Source organism: Curtobacterium phoenicis (genome assembly GCF_047238015.1).
Taxonomy (GTDB): Bacteria; Actinomycetota; Actinomycetes; order Actinomycetales; family Microbacteriaceae; genus Curtobacterium.
The window spans coordinates 1355336-1371459 of sequence record NZ_JBDFLZ010000002.1 but is presented as its reverse complement, the minus strand read 5'-3'; the positions used below and the strand labels follow the sequence as shown (position 1 = coordinate 1371459).

At 71.0% G+C, this 16124-nt stretch carries 11 protein-coding genes; 7 read left to right on the top strand and 4 right to left on the bottom strand.

The window, feature by feature from the left end; genetic code table 11:
* Positions 1-25 precede the first annotated feature (25 nt).
* The 3 genes from glgX to treZ are packed head-to-tail and all read left to right on the top strand — an operon-like array spanning position 26 to position 6449.
* Positions 26-2233, top strand: a complete 2208-nt coding sequence (gene glgX / locus ABC270_RS06750; protein ID WP_412880076.1) for a glycogen debranching protein GlgX — start codon at positions 26-28, stop codon at positions 2231-2233.
* The gene (gene treY / locus ABC270_RS06745) at positions 2230-4698 is read left to right on the top strand and encodes a malto-oligosyltrehalose synthase (RefSeq protein ID WP_412880075.1); all 2469 of its coding nucleotides are present in this window, start codon (positions 2230-2232) and stop codon (positions 4696-4698) included. The genes glgX and treY overlap by 4 nt, the downstream gene beginning before the upstream one ends.
* Complete coding sequence (gene treZ / locus ABC270_RS06740) at positions 4695-6449, top strand: malto-oligosyltrehalose trehalohydrolase (RefSeq protein WP_412880074.1); 1755 nt, start codon at positions 4695-4697, stop codon at positions 6447-6449. Before treY ends, treZ begins: the two co-directional genes overlap by 4 nt.
* A gap of 89 nt (positions 6450-6538) precedes the next feature.
* Here treZ and ABC270_RS06735 read toward each other — a convergent pair whose 3' ends face one another.
* Both ABC270_RS06735 and ABC270_RS06730 read right to left on the bottom strand, forming a co-directional pair.
* Positions 6539-7333, bottom strand: coding sequence for a polyprenol monophosphomannose synthase (locus ABC270_RS06735; protein ID WP_412880073.1), 795 nt, complete (start codon positions 7331-7333; stop codon positions 6539-6541).
* Positions 7334-7523: 190 nt separating this feature from the next.
* The gene (locus ABC270_RS06730) at positions 7524-8528 is read right to left on the bottom strand and encodes an aldo/keto reductase family protein (RefSeq protein WP_412880072.1); all 1005 of its coding nucleotides are present in this window, start codon (positions 8526-8528) and stop codon (positions 7524-7526) included.
* A gap of 197 nt (positions 8529-8725) precedes the next feature.
* On the opposite strand from ABC270_RS06730, the gene ABC270_RS06725 reads away from it, so the two are divergent.
* The 3 genes from ABC270_RS06725 (at position 8726) to ABC270_RS06715 (ending at position 11129) form a co-directional block, all read left to right on the top strand.
* Positions 8726-9286 (top strand): YceI family protein, encoded by a 561-nt coding sequence (locus ABC270_RS06725; RefSeq protein WP_058726641.1) that lies wholly within the window; start codon positions 8726-8728, stop codon positions 9284-9286.
* Between the two features lie 290 nt (positions 9287-9576).
* On the top strand, positions 9577-10143 hold the full coding sequence (locus ABC270_RS06720) for a TIGR03086 family metal-binding protein (protein WP_412880071.1): 567 nt from the start codon (positions 9577-9579) through the stop codon (positions 10141-10143).
* Complete coding sequence (locus ABC270_RS06715) at positions 10140-11129, top strand: aldo/keto reductase (protein WP_412880070.1); 990 nt, start codon at positions 10140-10142, stop codon at positions 11127-11129. The genes ABC270_RS06720 and ABC270_RS06715 overlap by 4 nt, the downstream gene beginning before the upstream one ends.
* A gap of 156 nt (positions 11130-11285) precedes the next feature.
* Here ABC270_RS06715 and ABC270_RS06710 read toward each other — a convergent pair whose 3' ends face one another.
* Complete coding sequence (locus ABC270_RS06710) at positions 11286-12254, bottom strand: oxygenase MpaB family protein (protein WP_412880069.1); 969 nt, start codon at positions 12252-12254, stop codon at positions 11286-11288.
* A gap of 99 nt (positions 12255-12353) precedes the next feature.
* On the opposite strand from ABC270_RS06710, the gene ABC270_RS06705 reads away from it, so the two are divergent.
* Complete coding sequence (locus ABC270_RS06705) at positions 12354-14039, top strand: long-chain-fatty-acid--CoA ligase (RefSeq protein ID WP_412880068.1); 1686 nt, start codon at positions 12354-12356, stop codon at positions 14037-14039.
* A gap of 126 nt (positions 14040-14165) precedes the next feature.
* On the opposite strand, the gene ABC270_RS06700 is transcribed toward ABC270_RS06705, so the two are convergent.
* On the bottom strand, positions 14166-16067 hold the full coding sequence (locus tag ABC270_RS06700; protein ID WP_412882052.1) for an APC family permease: 1902 nt from the start codon (positions 16065-16067) through the stop codon (positions 14166-14168).
* Positions 16068-16124: the final 57 nt, after the last annotated feature.

Genomic DNA, 16124 nt, shown 5'->3' with positions numbered 1-16124 from the left:
GCGCCACCCACACCTGGAGGACCGCTTGCACACCTGGCCCGGCAATCCGTACCCGCTCGGCGCGACCTACGACGGCAGCGGCACGAACTTCGCCCTGTTCAGTGAGACCGCGGACCGCGTGGAGCTCTGCCTGTTCGACGAGGACGGCACCGAGGAGTGCGTCGACCTCGTCGAGGTGGACGCCTACGTGTGGCACGCGTACCTGCCGAACATCGGACCGGGGCAGGAGTACGGCTTCCGCGTGCACGGACCCTACGACCCGGCGAACGGCCTGCGGACGAACCCGAACAAGCTCCTGCTCGACCCGTACGCGAAGGCGACGAGCGGCGACATCGACTGGGACCAGGCGCTGTTCTCGTACACGTTCGGCGACCCGGACTCCACGGACGACCAGGACTCGGCGCCGCACATGATGAAGGGCGTCGTGATCAACCCCTTCTTCGACTGGCAGGGCGACCGGCCCCCGCGGATCCCCTACGGCGAGACGGTGATCTACGAGGCGCACGTCAAGGGGCTCACCGAGACACACCCGGACGTGCCGGAGGAGCAGCGCGGCACCTACGCGGGCGTCGCGCACCCGGCGGTCATCGCGCACCTCCAGCGACTCGGCGTCACGACACTCGAGCTCATGCCGGTGCACCAGTTCGTGAACGACTCGACCCTGCAGGAGAAGGGGCTGTCGAACTACTGGGGGTACAACACCATCGGCTTCTTCGCCCCGCACTCGCACTACTCGTCCGCCGGGGACCGCGGGCAGCAGGTGCAGGAGTTCAAGGCGATGGTGCGCGAGCTGCACCGTGCGGGCATCGAGGTCGTCCTCGACGTCGTGTACAACCACACGGCGGAGGGCAACCACCTCGGCCCGACGCTGTCCTTCCGCGGGATCGACAACGCCGCGTACTACCGCCTGGTCGAGGACGACAAGCGGTACTACATGGACACCACCGGCACGGGCAACTCGCTCAACGTCGGGCACCCGCACTCGCTGCAGCTCATCATGGACTCCCTGCGGTACTGGGTGACCGAGATGCACGTCGACGGGTTCCGCTTCGACCTCGCGGCCGCCCTGGCGCGGGAGTTCTACGAGGTCGACCGGCTCGCGGCGTTCTTCGAACTGGTCCAGCAGGACCCGATCGTGTCCCAGGTGAAGCTCATCGCCGAGCCGTGGGACGTCGGGCCCGGCGGTTACCAGGTCGGCAACTTCCCGCCGCAGTGGTCGGAGTGGAACGGCAAGTACCGCGACACCGTCCGGGACTTCTGGCGCGGGGAGCCCTCGACCCTCGGCGAGTTCGCGTCGCGCATCTCCGGTTCGGCCGACCTCTACGAGCACGACGGCCGGACGCCGAAGGCGAGCATCAACTTCATCACCGCGCACGACGGATTCACGCTGTACGACCTCGTCGCCTACAACGAGAAGCACAACGAGGCCAACGGCGAGGACAACAACGACGGCGAGAGCCACAACCGGTCGTGGAACTCCGGTGTCGAGGGCCCGACCGACGACCCGGAGATCACCGCGCTGCGACTCCAGCGTCGGCGGAACTTCCTCGCGACGCTGCTGCTCAGCCAGGGCGTGCCGATGATCGCGCACGGCGACGAACTCGGGCGCACGCAGTCCGGGAACAACAACGTGTACGCACAGGACTCCGCGATCAGCTGGATCGACTGGGAGCACGCCGACGACGACCTCGTGCAGTTCACGGCGGACGTCGTGAAGCTGCGGCACGACCACCCGACGTTCCGGCGGACGCGCTACTTCAACGGGCGTCCGGTCCGCCGGGGCGAGGGCGAACCGCTCCCCGACGTGGTCTGGCTCACTCCTTCCGGCGAGGCGATGGACCCGGAGGACTGGGACTCGGGCTTCGGCAAGAGCGTCGGCATGTACCTCAACGGCGACGGCATCCGCGGCCGTGACGCCCGCGGTGAGCGGGTGAGCGACGTCGCGTTCATCACCTACTTCAACGCGCACGACGGTGTCGTCACCTTCACCCTGCCGCCGGAGGAGTACGCGCCGGGCTGGACGGTCCGCATCGACACGGCCGACCCGGGCGCTCGCGAGGAGGTCCTCGACGCCGGTTCCGTGCTCGACGTACCCGCACGGTCGATGATCGTCCTCCGAGAGGAACCCGACCACGAGGTCCGGACCACCCCCGTGGACGCGACCTCCACCGAGCCGAGCACCCCGAAGAACCCGGCCGGAGCCCCCGCGCCGTCCGACGAAGGAACCCGATGAGCGCCAGGCGCGTCCCCACCTCCACCTACCGACTCCAGATCACCCCCGACTTCGACCTGTCGCAGGCGCGGGAAGTCGTCGACTACGTGCGCGACCTCGGCGCCGACTGGCTGTACCTGTCGCCCGTGCTGCAGGCAGAACCCGGTTCGCAGCACGGCTACGACGTCGTGGACCACACACACGTCGACACCGAGCGCGGCGGCGACGAGGCCTTCCGGGCGCTGGCCGAGGCCGCGCACGCGGCGGGGCTCGGTGTGCTCGTCGACGTCGTCCCGAACCACGTCGGGGTCGCCACGCCGTCGGTGAACCCGTGGTGGTGGTCGCTGCTCGAGCACGGCCAGGGCTCACCGGTCGCGTGGGCGTTCGACGTCGACTGGGCGGCCGCCGACGGTCGCATCCGCATCCCGGTGCTCGACGACCGCCTGCTCGACGCCGTCGAGCTCCGCGACGGCCGGCTCCACGTCGGCGAGACCGCGTACCCGACCGCTCCGGACACGGTGCACGAGGGCGACTCCGTCGCGGACGTGCACGACCGGCAGCACTACGAGTTCGTGCACTGGAAGCGCGCCGACCACGAACTGAACTACCGGCGGTTCTTCGCGGTGAACACCCTGGCGGCGATCCGGGTCGAGGAGCCCGAGGTCTTCGCCGCCTCGCACGGTGTGATCGGCGGGTGGTTCCGGGACGGCCTCGTGGACGGTCTGCGCATCGACCACCCCGACGGCCTGTACGACCCGGCCGGGTACCTCGACGACCTCGCCGAGCTGACCGGCGGCGCCTACACGCTCGTCGAGAAGATCCTCGAGCCGGGCGAGGAGCTGCCGGCGTCCTGGCCGGTCGACGGCACGACGGGGTACGACGCCCTCGGTGTGGTGGACCGCGTGTTCGTGGACCCCGCCGGCCGCGAGGCCCTGACCGCGGCGTCGGGAGCCGAACCGGCCGACTGGCAGCAGCTCACGCACGACACCCGACGCGGCATCGCCGACGGCATCCTCGGGAGCGAGGTCCGGCGCCTCGCGCGACTGCTCGCACCGACGACGGAAGGCATCCCCGAGGACCGCGTCGTCGACGCCCTCGCCGAGCTCATCGCGTCCTTCGACGTGTACCGGACGTACCTGCCCGAGGGCGGGCACCACCTCATCGCCGCGCTCGAACGCGCTGCCGAGGCACGTCCCGACCTCGACGACGTCATCGACCGGATCGCGCCGACGCTCATCGACCCGGAGTCCGCCGCCGCGGTGCGCCTGCAGCAGACCTCCGGCATGGTGATGGCGAAGGGCGTCGAGGACACCGCGTTCTACCGGACCTCCCGCCTGACGAGCCTGAGCGAGGTCGGCGGCGACCCGAGCGTGTTCGCCGTGTCGGTCGCGGGATTCCACCAGGCACAGCGCGACCGCCTCGGCAGCTGGCCGCACACGATGACGACGCTGACCACCCACGACACCAAGCGGAGCGAGGACACCCGCGCCCGCATCGCCGTGCTCGCCGAGATCGCGGACGAGTGGTCGTCGACCCTCGACCGGCTGCGGTCGCTCGCACCGCTCGAGGACGGCGTGCTCGCCGACCTGCTGTGGCAGGCGATCGTCGGGGCGCGGCCCGCCAGCCGGGAGCGCCTGCACGCGTACGCCGAGAAGGCATCGCGCGAGGCCGGCGACAGCACCACGTGGACGGAACCGGACGAGGACTTCGAGCGTCGGATGCACGCGCTCGTCGACGCGGCGTTCGACGACCCGGCCGTGGTCGCCGTCCTCGACGCGCTGGACGAGCGGATCGACCAGGCCGGCTGGTCGAACGGCCTCGGCGCCAAGCTCGTGCAGCTCACCGCCCCCGGTGTGCCGGACGTCTACCAGGGCACCGAGACGTGGGACCGCTCCCTCGTCGACCCCGACAACCGCCGCCCGGTCGACTACGCCGAACGCCGCCACGTGCTCGCGACCCTCGACGGACCGGAGGAGTCCGGGCCCGAGCGCCTGCCCGTGATCGGCCTCGACGGCGCCGCGAAGACGCTCGTGACGAGCCGCGCGCTGCGCCTGCGACGAGACCACCCCGAGCTCTTCACCCGGTACCTCGGGCTCGAGACCAGCGGCGTCGCCGCAGACCACGTGGTCGCGTTCGACCGCGGCGGCGCCGTGACCATCGCGACGCGCCTGCCGATCGGCCTGGAGCGCGTCGGTGGCTGGGGCGACACCCTGGTGCACGCGACTCCCGTCGAGCGTGTGGACCTGCTGACCGGGAGGCGCGTCCCGGCATCCCGGGGCATCCCCCTCGCCGAGGTGCTCGCCGACCTCCCCGTCGCCCTCCTCGTGCCCGCCGCCGTCGCCGACGGCACGGAGCGCGAGTCCGCCGGCGCGGCCGCTGCCGTTGCCGCGTCGGACGGCGACACCGCCCACCCGTCGAGCACGATCGACGACGAACCCGAGTCCGAGGCGCAGGCCGAGGTCGAGATCCTGGAAGGCCACGCATGACCGTCCCCGCCCGTTACGCCGTCTGGGCGCCGGACCCCGACCGGGTCCGGCTCGTCGTCGACGACGTCGAGTACCCGCTGACCCGCGGCGCAGACGACTGGTGGACCACCGACGCGGTGCTCCCCCACGTCGGCGCCCGCTACGGCTTCCGCATCGACGACGACGACGCGGTCTGCCCCGACCCCCGGAGCCGGTTCCAGCCCGAGGGGGTGCACGGCCTGTCGGAGGTCGTCGACCCCGGACGCTTCGCCTGGACCGACGACGCCTGGACCGGTCGCCCGGCCCGCGGTGGGGTGATCTACGAGATGCACGTCGGCACCTTCACGCCCGAGGGCACGCTCGACGCCGCGGCCGCACAGCTCGAGCACCTCGTCGAGCTCGGGGTGTCGTTCGTCGAGGTCCTCCCGGTCAACGGCTTCAACGGCGAGTGGAACTGGGGCTACGACGGCGTCGCCTGGTACGCCGTGCAGCACTCCTACGGCGGGCCGGACGCGTACGACCGCTTCGTCGACCGGGCGCACGCGCTCGGGCTCGGCGTCGTCCAGGACGTCGTCTACAACCACCTCGGACCGAGCGGCAACTACCTGCCGTTGTACGGGCCGTACCTGCTGCAGGGCCTCGGCAACACGTGGGGCGACTCCGTGAACGTGGAGCACCCCGAGGTGCGGCGCTACGTGCTCGACAACGTGCGGATGTGGTTCCGCGACCACCACGTCGACGGGCTCCGCCTCGACGCCGTGCACGCGATCCGCGACACCACCCGGCCGCACATCCTCGCCGACATGGCCTCCGAGACCGACGCGTACTCGGCGTTCGTCGGGCGGCCGCTGTCGCTCATCGCGGAGTCGGACCTCAACGACCCGGTCATGTTCCGTCCGCGGGAATCCGCCGGGTACGGGCTCGCCGGGCAGTGGTCCGACGACTTCCACCACGCCGTGCACGTCGCGCTGACCGGCGAGACGAACGGCTACTACGGGGACTTCGCGCCGCTCGGCGCGCTCGCGAAGGTGCTCGAGCACGGGTTCTTCCACGACGGCACCTGGTCGTCGTTCCGGAAGAAGCGGCACGGGCGGCCGATCGACCGCGGGACCTCGCCGACGACGGCACTCGTCGTCGCGAACCAGAACCACGACCAGATCGGGAACCGCGCCGCCGGTGACCGCCTCGCGGCGACCCTCGACGACGAGCAGCTCGTCATCGCCGCGGCGCTGACCCTGCTCGGACCGTTCACGCCGATGCTGTTCATGGGTGAGGAGTTCGCGGCCTCGACCCCGTGGCAGTTCTTCACCTCGCACCCGGAGCCGGAGCTGGGGAAGGTCACGGCCGAGGGGCGCATCAAGGAGTTCGCGGAGCACGGCTGGGACGAGTCGGTCGTGCCGGACCCGCAGGACCCCGAGACCTTCCGTCGGTCCAAGCTCGACTGGTCGTCGCTCTCCGGGGAGCGCGAGTCGACGATCCTCACCGCCTACCGCGTGCTCGTCGCCCTGCGCCGCACGGAGCAGGCCTTCGTGGACCACCGCTACGAGGCGAACGCCGTCCGGTTCAGTGAGGACCGCCGCTGGCTCGTGCTGTCGCGGGGGCTCCTCGGTCCGGACGCGGGTCCCGTGCACGTCGTCGTGAACTTCCTCGACGACGTCGCCGAGGTGCCGGTGCCCACCGCCTCCGGTGAGGAGCTCTACCGCTTCGGCGAGGCCACGGTCGAGCGCGGGTGTGTCCGGTTCACCGGTCGTGGTGTGGTCGTCGTGCGCTGAGCGGACCACCGCCGACACGGTGAGAGCCCCGTCGACCGATCCGCGAGAGCGGTCGACGGGGCTCTCGTCGTGTGCCGTGCGCCAGGACGTCAGGCGGCGCGGCCGGACACCGCGTGGGCGTTGGTGCGGACGGAGGGCAGGCGTCGGTGGTCGCGGACGAGGGCCCGCACCTCGCGGAGGCGTCGGTCGATGCCCCACTTCGTGACCAGGGTCAGGGACTCGCGGACGATGTTGCCGCTCATCTTCGACACCCCGTGTTGGCGTTCGGTGAACGTGATCGGGGTCTCCACGACCCGCAGCCCCGCCTCGAGGGCACGCCAGCACAGGTCGACCTGGAAGCAGTACCCCTTCGACGCGATCCCGTCCAGCTCGATCCGCTCCAACGCGCTGCGGGTGAAGACCCGGAACCCGCCCGTGGCGTCACGGACCGCGATCCCGAGCGCGACCCGGGTGTAGAGGTTCCCGCCGCGGGAGAGCGCCTCGCGGTACCACGGCCAGTTCTCGACCTGCCCGCCCTTGACCCACCGGGAGCCGAGGACGAGGTCGTTCGTGTCGGCGAGTTCGAGCATCCAGGGCAGGTACTCGGGGTGGTGGGAGCCGTCGGCGTCCATCTCGACGAGCGTGTCGTAGCCGTGCTCGAGCCCCCAGGCGAACCCGGCGAGGTACGCCCCGCCCAGGCCGTCCTTCACGGTGCGGTGCAGCACGTGCACCCGGTCGGTCTCGGTCGCGAGCTGGTCGGCGATCTCCCCGGTGCCGTCGGGCGAGTTGTCGTCCACGACCAGCACGTGCACCGACTCGCCGGTCGCAGCGAGGGTGCGCGCCACGATCGGACGGATGTTCTCCGCCTCGTCGTACGTCGGGATGATGACCAGTGACTCGTTCATGGGGTGCTCCTTGCTCGCAGGCCAAGGTATCGGTCGCGCGGTGCGAAGGTGCCGCGACACCACTTCGAACCCGGACAGGGTCCCTCCGAGCGGGCTGACCGGTTCCTGGGTGCCCACGCGACCGCACGGACGACGGGAGGCACGGTGCGGAACCCGCACCGTGCCTCCCGTCAGTCCGTCGGCGCGCTGATCAGGCGACGCGCGAGGCGGGCGAGACCGTCTTCGCGACGTCGCGCTCGGGGATGTCCCCGAGTGCCGCGTCGATCGCGGCGAGCGCGTCGGCATCGAGCCGCACGCCGGACGCCTTGACGTTGTCGGTGACCTGCTCCGGACGCGAGGCCCCGACGATCGCCGAGGCGACGTTCTCGTTCTGCAGGGTCCACGCGATCGCGAGCTGGGCGAGGGTCAGGCCCGCCTCGTCGGCGACGGGCTGCAGACGCTGGACGGCTTCGAGGACCTCGTCGCGCATGAACCGCTTGATCATGTCGGCGCCGCCCTTCTCGTCGGTGGCGCGCGAGCCCTCCGGGAGCGGCTGGCCCGGCTTGTACTTGCCGGTCAGCACGCCCTGGGCGATGGGCGACCAGACGATCTGCGAGAGGCCGAGCTGCTTCGAGGCGGGGACGACCTCGCCCTCGATGACCCGCCACAGCATCGAGTACTGCGGCTGGTTCGAGATGAGCTGGAAGCCGAGCTCCTTCGCGAGCGCGGCGCCGGCGCGGATCTGCTCGGCGTTCCACTCGCTGACACCGATGTACAGCGCCTTGCCCTGTCGGACGACGTCGGCGAAGGCCTGCATGGTCTCCTCGAGCGGCGTCTCGTGGTCGTAGCGGTGCGCCTGGTAGAGGTCGACGTAGTCGGTCTGGAGGCGCTCGAGCGACCCGTCGATCGACTCCATGATGTGCTTGCGGCTGAGCCCGGTGTCGTTGTGGCCCTTCGGGCCGGTCGGCCAGTACACCTTGGTGAAGATCTCGAGCGACTGCCGCCGCTCGCCCTTGAGTGCTTCGCCGAGGACCGTCTCGGCGGCGGTGTTGGCGTAGGTGTCGGCCGTGTCGAAGGTGGTGATGCCGGCGTCGAGCGCTGCCCGCACGCACTGGGACGCGACGTCGTTCTCGACCTGCGAGCCGTGCGTCAGCCAGTTGCCGTAGGTGATCTCGGAGATCTTGAGTCCGGAGTTGCCCAGGTACCTGAATTCCATGCCGTCGACGCTAGTGGTTCGGGCACCACGGAGAGGGGCAGTGACGGTACCCGTGAGCGCGATGCGACCTGTTCCCCAACAATTGGTTGACGCTTCAACCAAACGGGTGCAGAATGGCGTACAGTTCAAGTCGATGCAGGTGCATGGAGTAACTCCGCGCCGGCTCGGGACCGCAGACACCGTTCGAAGGACACACCATGACGCTCACCGCTTCCGCCATCCCCGGCTACCAGACCGGCACCTGGAAGATCGACCCGACGCACTCCGAGGTCACCTTCTCGGTCCGCCACCTCGCGATCAGCAAGGTCAAGGGCTCGTTCGAGCGCTTCGACGCCACGCTCGTCACCGCCGAGAACCCGCTCGACTCGACCCTCGAGGCCTCGATCGACGTCGCGAGCGTCAACACCAACCAGCAGCAGCGCGACCAGCACCTCGCGACCGGCGACTTCTTCCTCGCCGAGGAGCACCCGCAGATGACCTTCCGTTCGACCGGCATCCGCGAGGACGGCGACGACATGCTCATCGACGGCGAGCTCTCGCTGCGCGGCGTCACCAAGAACGTCACCCTGAAGACCGAGTTCGGCGGCGTCACCACCGACGGCTACGGCCAGGTCAAGCTCGGCGCCGAGGCGACGACCAAGATCGACCGCACCGAGTTCGGCGTGAACTGGAACGCGGCGCTCGAGGCCGGTGGCTTCACGCTCGGCAACGACGTGACCATCAACCTCGACGTGCAGTTCGTCCTCCAGGCGGCCTGAGCACCACCTACTCCGGTGACGTCGGCCCGGCCGGTCGCCGAAGCCTGAGGTCCGCCTGACCCGCGCGACCTGAGGACACCGAACAGCAGCACTGCAGCACCCGCCTCGACGCCCCGGCTCCTCCCCCACGGAGCCGGGGCGTCGTCGTGTCCACAGATCCGCAGGCGCCCGCTGGTCGAGAGGGCTCGGCGCAGTAGCGTGTGGAGCACGGGAATCGCCCGACCGGAGCACGGGTTCCGGTTCGTGGCGCCCGCCGCCGCACCACCCGCACCACGGACAGGAGCACCCGCATGGCCACCGACTGGATCGCACTGCAGGCCCTCGCAGCCGCCGAGTTCGGCCGCCGCGTCGCCGCCGTCACCGACTGGGACGCCCCCACCCCCGACTCCGAGTGGACCACCCGCGACCTCGTCACCCACGTGGTCGACGAGCAGCGCTGGATCCCCCTCCTGCTGACCGGGTGCGAGTACGCCCAGGCCGAGGCCGACCTCGAGCCGATCGGGGACGACCTCACCGCCGAGTGGGGGAAGCACGCGTCCCGCGCGACCGAGGCATGGCGCAACGCCCCTGCCGACGTCCCCGTGCACCTCAGCACCGACGTCGTCCCGGCGCACGAGTACCTCGCCGAGCAGACGAGCGACATCACCATCCACACCTGGGACCTCGCGCGCGCGACGGGCTCGGACGAGACGCTCCCGGCCGAACTCGTCGAGGCCGTCTGGCACCGCTTCGAGCCGAAGATCGAGGACCTCGCCGCCACCGGCCTCTACGCACCGCCGGTCCAGGTCCCCGACGACGCCCCGCTGCAGGTCCGGCTCCTCGCGGTCACAGGGCGCGATGCCAGGGTGGACGCATGACCACCGACACCACCAGACTCGGCGCCACCGGCCTCGAGATCAGCAGCGTCATCCTCGGCATGATGTCCTACGGCGACCCGGCGAAGGGATCGCACGAGTGGAGCGTCGGCATCGACGAGGCCCGCCCGTTCGTCCGCCGCGCGTACGAGGCCGGGATCACGACGTTCGACACCGCGAACGTGTACTCCGCCGGCAGCAGCGAGGAGATCACGGGTCAACTCCTCAAGGAGGTCGCTCCGCGCGAGGACGTCCAGGTCTTCACGAAGGTCTTCAACCGGATGCGGCCCGGTCGGAACGGCGCCGGACTCTCCCGCGCGGCGATCATGCACGAGATCGACGCCTCGCTGACCCGTCTCGGCACCGACTACGTCGACCTCTACCAGATCCACCGCTTCGACCCGGACACGCCCGTCGAGGAGACGATGGAGGCGCTGCACGACGTCGTCAAGGCCGGCAAGGCACGCTACATCGGTGCGAGCAGCATGTGGGCGTGGCAGTTCGCCGAGATGCAGCACGTCGCCGAGCTGCACGGCTGGACGCGGTTCGTCGCCATGCAGGACCAGTACAACCTCCTCGAGCGCGAGGAAGAGCGCGAGATGCACCCGTTCTGCGCCCACACGGGCGTCGGTGTGATCCCGTGGAGCCCCCTCGCCCGCGGCCGCCTCACGCGTCCGTGGGACGCGCAGGGTTCCGGCTCGCGCGCCGACACCGACGAGTTCGGCAAGACGCTCTACCGCCAGGACGAAGCGGCGAACCGCGCGATCGTGGACGCGGTGGCGCAGGTCGCCGACGAGCGCGGCGTCCCGATGGCACAGGTCGCCCTCGCGTGGGTGGCCGGGAAGTCCGTGGTCAGCGCGCCGATCGTCGGCGCGACGAAGGAGCACCACATCGACGACGCGGTCGCCGCTGCGTCCATGGAGCTCAGCGAGGACGAGGTCGCGCGGCTCGAGCAGGCGTACACGCCCCGGGTGCCGTCCGGTTTCTGACGACGGCACGAGCAGCCGGGAGGCGTGGGGCGGGCCCGCCACGCACCTCCTGGCAGACGACGTCGAGCCCGCCACGCGCCCACCGACCGACGACGAGGCCATCGCTGCGCGCCGCAGGCCCGGTCAGCGGGCTCGTTCCCGCTCGGCCGGAGCGCTTCAGGACGCCGCGGCGGACTCGTCGGGGTGCGAGCCAGCGGATCGACCCGCCGGCTCGGCAGACTCGGCGGCCAGCCGCGCGATGCGCCGCCTGGCCGCGGTCTCCGTGTCCGGCCGCCCACCGAGGACCCCGGTCATCCCGTCGATGACGAGCCCCGCGGCCCGACGCGACGGGAACCCCAGCGGCCCCACGGTCGGCACCCGGAGGTCGAGCATCTCCCGGTGCCGTGGGTCGAGCGTCGACACCGCCCCCGCGAAGAGCGCCCGGTAGCCCGGGCGGAGCAGCCTCGCGAGCGGCGGGTCCTTGATGAACCGGACGACCTCGTGCGTCCGCGCGGTGGCGATCAGCTCGCCCCGCTCGAGGTAGCCGTCCATCTGCGCACGGAGCTCGGCCTCCGACTCCGGAGCGTCCGCGACCCCCATGAGTCGTCCGGCGGTGGCCCACTCGCGGACGTACGCGTCGGCTCCGCCGGGGATCGGCTCACCCCACGTCTGCGCGCTGCGGAGGAAGGCGTCCGTGAACGCGAGGTGCACCCAGCGCGCGAGGTCCGGGTCGTTCGCCGCGTACGGCCGCGTCACCCCGTGGCCGTCGACGTACTCGCCGCGGACCTTCTCGTGCAACCGGACGACCCAGGCACTGGCGTGCTGCGCCGCGGCCCGGTCGCCGTGCGAGACCGTGTAGATCCACCGGATCGTGCCGGCGAGGCGCCCGAACGGGTCCTCGCGGTAGCGCGAGTGGTCGACGACCCCGGCGAGGGCACCCGGATGGAGGGCCTGGACGAGCAGCGCACGGACCCCGGCGAGCACGGTCTGCCTGCCGCCGTGGACGCTCCACGTCGCGGACCCCGGGCCGAAGTACCCCGCGTCGGAGCCCTGCTCGAGGGCGTCGATCCACTCGGGACGGCCGGGTGAGCCGCCCGTGAAGGTGTCGTCGAGTCGGGAGCGGAAGGCGTTCGAGAGCGAGGCCATGACCCCATGTTCCGTCCGGCCCCTGACACTCCGCCGAGGACATCGACGCAGTGCGGCGCTTCCCAGGCGCCCGAGGGTCCGGCCGCTAGGTTGGTCGGCGTGAGCATCGACACGCCTCGTCCCTGGCTTGCCTCGTACGCCCCGGGGGTCCCGCACGACATCGACGAGCCCACCGGCTCCCTGTACGACCTGGTCGAGGAGTCAGCGCGGCGCTTCCCGAAGCGTGTCGCCCTCGAGTTCTTCGGCCGGACGACGACCTACGCGGACCTGCAGGAGCAGGTGCTCCGCGCCGCGAACGGCCTCCGGAAGGCCGGGGTGACGGCCGGCGACCGGGTGGCGATCGTGCTGCCGAACTGCCCGCAGCACGTCGTCGCCTTCTACGCCGCGCTCCGACTCGGCGCGATCGTCGTCGAGCACAACCCGCTCTACACCCCGCGCGAGCTCCGACACCAGTTCGAGGACCACGGCGCGAAGGTCGCGATCGTGTGGGACAAGTCCGTCGCGACCGTGCAGGACTTCCCCGCCGACGTCGCCCTCGACACGATCGTCTCCGTGGACCTCACCCGGGCGATGCCCCGCACCACGCGGTTGGCGCTGTCGCTGCCGGTCGCGAAGGCCCGCGAGAGCCGTGCGAAGCTCACCACCACGGTCCGCGGTACGACGAAGTGGGACGACCTCGTGGGCAACCGGAAGCTGTCGAAGCGTCACCCGCGCCCGGCCACCGACGACGTCGCGCTCATCCAGTACACCTCCGGGACGACGGGCACACCGAAGGGGGCGGTGCTCACCCACGGCAACCTCGTCGCCAACGCCGCGCAGGCACGGGCGTGGGTGCCGCAGATCCGCCGCGGTGACAACACCGTGTACGCGGTCCTGCCGATGTTCCACGCGTACGGCCTCACGCTCTGCCTGACCTTCGCGATGAGCATGGCCTCGCGCCTCGTGCTCTTCCCCGCGTTCGATCCGGCCCTCGTGCTCAAGGCGATGCGGAAGCACCCGCCGACCTTCCTCCCGGCCGTCCCCCCGATCTACGCCCGACTGCAGCACGCCGCGGACTCGGCGAAGGTCTCGCTCGAGGGCATCGAGATCGGCATCTCCGGCGCCATGCCGCTGTCGCAGGACGTCGTCGAGCCGTGGGAGGCCCGCACCGGTGGGTACCTCGTCGAGGGCTACGGGCTCTCCGAGTGCTCCCCCGTCCTGATGGCCAACCCGGTGTCTCCGGAGCGCCGTCTCGGATCGATCGGTCTGCCGCTGTCGTCGACCGAAGCACGCGTGGCCGACCCCGACGACGCCACGAAGGTCCTCGGGACGGGTGAGGCCGGCGAGCTGCAGGTCCGTGGCCCGCAGGTGTTCCGGGGCTACTGGGGCAAGGCCGAGGCCACCGACGAGGTCTTCACCGCCGACGGTTGGTTCCGCACGGGCGACATCGTCGCGATCGACCCGGACGGCTACGTCCGGATCGTCGACCGTCTCAAGGAGCTCATCATCACCGGCGGGTTCAACGTCTCACCGTCCGAGGTCGAGGACACCCTCATGCGCCACCCGAGCGTCCGGGAGGTCGCCGTGGTCGGCATCACCCAGGGCGGCAACGAGCAGGTCGTCGCCGCGGTCGTCCCGAAGGACCCGTCGTCGTTCGACGCCGATGCGCTCCGTGCGTGGTCGCGCGAGCACCTCACCCCGTACAAGGTGCCGCGGCGCGTCGTCGTGGTCGAGGACCTGCCGCGCTCGATGATCGGGAAGGTGCTGCGTCGCAAGGTGCGCGACCAGATCACCGGCGGCTCCTGACGCGACCGGCACGACGGACGGGAGGCCCGTGGCGGCGTCGCCACGGGCCTCCCGTCCGTCGTCCGGTTCCGTCGACGGCACGCGCGGTCGCGCCGCTCGCGCCCGTCGCCACCACGCCGCGCGGCGTCAGGACACGTGGACGCTCGGCCGTCGGTGCACGTCGGGCTCGGCCTCACGCAGCACCTCGCGGGTCACCGGGGCGACGTCGCCGACGCCCGTGAACACGAAGCGGAGCGCGTTCTGGATCGGGCTGCCCTCGTTCCACTCGAAGTAGATGCTCGGGACGACCCCTGCGAGGTCGCGGATCGCGAGCAGCGTCGACGCGATGGTGTTCGGCACGTTGCCGGACCGGACCCGCAGGACCCGGTGGCCGTGCACGACGTGGCCCTCGACGACGAGGTCCTCCTCGAAGTCGGACGAGTCCGCCGGCAGGACCTCGAGGAACATCGTCGGGACGCGCGCCGGGATGCCCGAGTCGCGACGTTCCTCCCGTCCCTTCGACCGGTACGCCTCGGCCGTCCCCGCTCCCGGCTCGTTCGCGATGATGCAGACGGAGCTGAACTGGTCGGCGTCGGCCTCGACGAACTGCCGGGCGACGGCGTCGAGCTCGATCGACGACGCGCGGAGCTCGAACGACCGCCGGACGCGTGAGATCAGCGAGACGACCACGATCGCGATGATGAACACCGCGGCGATCCGGACGCCGTCCGGGCGTTCGATGACGTTCGCGACCGTCGTGTAGACGAACACCACGGTGATGATCCCGAAGCCGATCGTGCGCTTCTTCTGCCCCTTGCGCCGCGCCGAGAGCGTCACCGCGACCGCCGCGCTGGTGATGAGCACGAGCACGCCCGTGGCGTACGCGCCGCCCTGCGCGTCGACGTTCGCGTCGAACAGGATCGTGATGGCGAACGCGATGAGCGTGAAGATGACGACGAGCGGCCGGGTGGCGCGGGCCCACTGCGGCGCCATGCCGTAGCGCGGCAGGAAGCGCGGGACGAGGTTGAGCAGCCCGGCCATCGCGCTCGCGCCCGCGAACCAGAGGATCGCGACGGTCGAGAAGTCGTAGACCGAGCCGAAGACCCCACCGAGGTACTCGTGCGCGAGGTAGGCGAGCGCGCGGCCGTTCGCCTGCCCGCCGGGCTGGAACTCGCGCTGCGGGATGAGGAACGTCGTGACGATCGACGAGGTGATGAGGAACGAGCTCATGATGATCGCCGCGACGGTGAGCAGGCGCTTCGTCCCACGGATCCGGCCCTCGGGTCGCGCCGAGCCGGCATCGGACGCGTCGCCGCGCACCTGCGGCATGACGGCGACACCCGTCTCGAAGCCGGAGAGGCCGAGCGCGAGCTTCGGGAACACCACGAGCGCTATGCCGATCATGACGAGCGGGTTGCTGTGCTGGGTGGTCAGGCCGCTCCACCAGTCGCTCGCGACCACCGGGTTCTCGAACACGTGCGCGAGCGCCACGACGACGACCACGGCGTTGAGCGTGAGGTACACGGCGACGAGCCCGACCGCGATGCCGATGGCCTCCCGGAAACCTCGGAGGAACACCACCCCGAGCAGGAGGAGCAGGGCGAGGGTCAGCGGCACCGGGATCTCGGTGAACCAGTGCGGGGTGAAGGGGTTCTCGGCGATGTGCGCCGTGGCGTCGGCGGCCGACAGCGTCATCGTGATCATGAAGTCCGTGACGGCGAACCCGAGCAGCACGAGCACGAAGAGCTTGCCGGCCCACCAGGGCAGGAGCTTCTCGAGCATCATGATCGACCCCGCGCCCTTGAAGCTGTCCTGCGCCACCCGGCGGTACACGGGGAGCGCGCCGAACAGGGTCACGAGCACGAGGACGATCGTCGCGATGGGCGAGAGCAGCCCGGCGGCGAGCGCGGCGATCGCCGGCTGGTACCCCAGCGTGGAGAAGTAGTCGACGCCGGTCAGGCACATCACGCGCCACCAGGAGTGGGTCTTCTCGACCTCGACCTGGTGCGGCCCCTGGTGGGACGCGCCACGCTCGGTGCCCTCGAGCATCCAACGCTTGAGGCGGCTTCGACGCTCGGGCAGGCGTCGGGGTTCGGTGGCGGTCAC

What these genes read in the sequence shown, in the direction of transcription:
- treY (WP_412880075.1), top strand. Translation starts at nt 2,230, where the DNA reads ATGAGCGCCAGGCGCGTCCCCACCTCCACCTACCGACTCCAGATCACC.
- ABC270_RS06725 (WP_058726641.1), top strand. Translation starts at nt 8,726, where the DNA reads ATGACGCTCACCGCTTCCGCCATCCCCGGCTACCAGACCGGCACCTGG.
- ABC270_RS06735 (WP_412880073.1), bottom strand. Translation starts at nt 7,333, where the DNA reads ATGAACGAGTCACTGGTCATCATCCCGACGTACGACGAGGCGGAGAAC.
- ABC270_RS06710 (WP_412880069.1), bottom strand. Translation starts at nt 12,254, where the DNA reads ATGGCCTCGCTCTCGAACGCCTTCCGCTCCCGACTCGACGACACCTTC.
- ABC270_RS06700 (WP_412882052.1), bottom strand. Translation starts at nt 16,067, where the DNA reads ATGCTCGAGGGCACCGAGCGTGGCGCGTCCCACCAGGGGCCGCACCAG.
- ABC270_RS06730 (WP_412880072.1), bottom strand. Translation starts at nt 8,528, where the DNA reads ATGGAATTCAGGTACCTGGGCAACTCCGGACTCAAGATCTCCGAGATC.
- ABC270_RS06720 (WP_412880071.1), top strand. Translation starts at nt 9,577, where the DNA reads ATGGCCACCGACTGGATCGCACTGCAGGCCCTCGCAGCCGCCGAGTTC.
- ABC270_RS06715 (WP_412880070.1), top strand. Translation starts at nt 10,140, where the DNA reads ATGACCACCGACACCACCAGACTCGGCGCCACCGGCCTCGAGATCAGC.
- treZ (WP_412880074.1), top strand. Translation starts at nt 4,695, where the DNA reads ATGACCGTCCCCGCCCGTTACGCCGTCTGGGCGCCGGACCCCGACCGG.